General features: G+C 51.8%; 3 protein-coding genes. All 3 read left to right on the top strand.

Features of this window, described 5'->3' with window-relative positions; genetic code table 11:
* The first annotated feature begins 198 nt into the window (after positions 1-198).
* A complete protein-coding gene (locus IR141_RS12495) occupies positions 199-594 on the top strand; it encodes a single-stranded DNA-binding protein (RefSeq protein ID WP_135037752.1) in 396 nt (131 codons plus the stop codon).
* A 326-nt stretch (positions 595-920) separates the two neighbouring features.
* Positions 921-1,187 carry a lipopolysaccharide heptosyltransferase gene (locus tag IR141_RS12490; protein ID WP_135037749.1) on the top strand — a complete coding sequence of 89 codons (267 nt, stop codon included), beginning with the start codon at positions 921-923 and terminating at the stop codon, positions 1,185-1,187.
* On the top strand, positions 1,184-1,310 hold a 127-nt coding region (locus IR141_RS12485; protein ID WP_135037746.1), incomplete at its 3' end, for a helix-turn-helix domain-containing protein. The genes IR141_RS12490 and IR141_RS12485, both read left to right, overlap by 4 nt.

Below are 1,310 nucleotides of genomic sequence, written 5' to 3'. Positions count from 1 at the left end.
CGCCGATAATCCATAAAACGCCCTTCTGGTTTTTGCCTCTGTCAGATAAGGAGGCGATACGCTTCGGCAGTTCCTTTCTCGGCGCAACCCGGTTTTGCCCTCCTGTTTGGATAAGGGGCGCGATACGCACACACGGCGGTGTTTCCATGCTGCCGCTCTCCAAAACGCCGCCGCCCGCCTGCTTTGAAAGGATGAAAAATGCCGTACATCAACAAAATCGAAATCATGGGCAACCTCGGCAAAGACCCCGAATTGCGCCATATGCCCGACGGCACGCCGGTTGCCAAAATCAACGTGGCCGTTTCCGAAAAGTGGACGGACAAATCCACCGGCGAAATCAAGGAGCATACCGAATGGTTTTCGGTGCTGCTCTACAACCGCCATGCCGAAACCGTGTGCCGCCACATGAAAAAAGGCGATACCGTGTTGGTGTACGGCAGGCTGCGCACCCGCCTCTACACCGACAAAGCCGGTGCGGTGCGGTCGGTTACCGAGGTTGTCTGCAACGAAATGCAGATTATCCGCACCGCCGGTCATGCCCGGCAGGGCGTAACGGAAGAAAACACAGCCGGCGGCATTTACAGCATGATGTAAGGCCGTCTGAAACGCCGCTCACAGGGTGGCTCAATTTCAGACCGCAACTGCGGCCCGGTTTTGGAATGGAATTGACAATTGCATTTGCGGCGGCTTTGGTGCTGATGATGCTGTTCGTTTTATATTAGTGATTTGAGGATACTCAATGAAATTTGTTATTGGCGGCTTGTGGTTTTGTTTCGTTTGAATCATATTTCGTTTTTTATTACAGGAAATACTTCCAGTGTTGAGACGATGCTGCCGGGTTGTGCTCTTTTCTTTACTTACATTAAATTACTTGGTCAGAGTTTGACGAATGACCGGATAATGCAGACAGGTGAAAGATTATGCTGATTGAAACTGCTCCTATTGTCCGCACCGTCAAAGTCTCTGCGGGATACACACCCCCGCAAAACCACTACCCGCATTACCTGCTGTTACCGGTGCAAACAGAAACAGGCAGATTCTACTGCCTGCTTTTTTACGTTTCTGCCGCAGACTATCTGATAATCGAGCCGAAAATCAAACGGCATTTGGCGGTCAGAAAGCCGGCAGGATTTCTGAAAACCGCCACCTACCCCGTGTATGAAACCGTATATGGAGCATCGCTGTGAAAACCTACGATGTGAACGAAGCGGCGGCCTACTGCAAATGCCATCCCGAAACGATACGGGAGCATATCCGCGCCGGCCGTCTGAACGCCTCAAAGCCCGGGCGGAAATACTGCATTACCCAAC

Source organism: Neisseria sp. 19428wB4_WF04 (assembly GCF_015235335.1).
Classification (GTDB): Bacteria; Pseudomonadota; Gammaproteobacteria; order Burkholderiales; family Neisseriaceae; genus Neisseria; species Neisseria musculi.
This window is presented reverse-complemented; position numbering and strand designations above follow the sequence as displayed.

Bases quoted from the DNA above. Each gene is read 5' to 3' on its own strand.
- IR141_RS12490 (WP_135037749.1), top strand. From the start codon at position 921: ATGCTGATTGAAACTGCTCCTATTGTCCGCACCGTCAAAGTCTCTGCG.
- IR141_RS12495 (WP_135037752.1), top strand. From the start codon at position 199: ATGCCGTACATCAACAAAATCGAAATCATGGGCAACCTCGGCAAAGAC.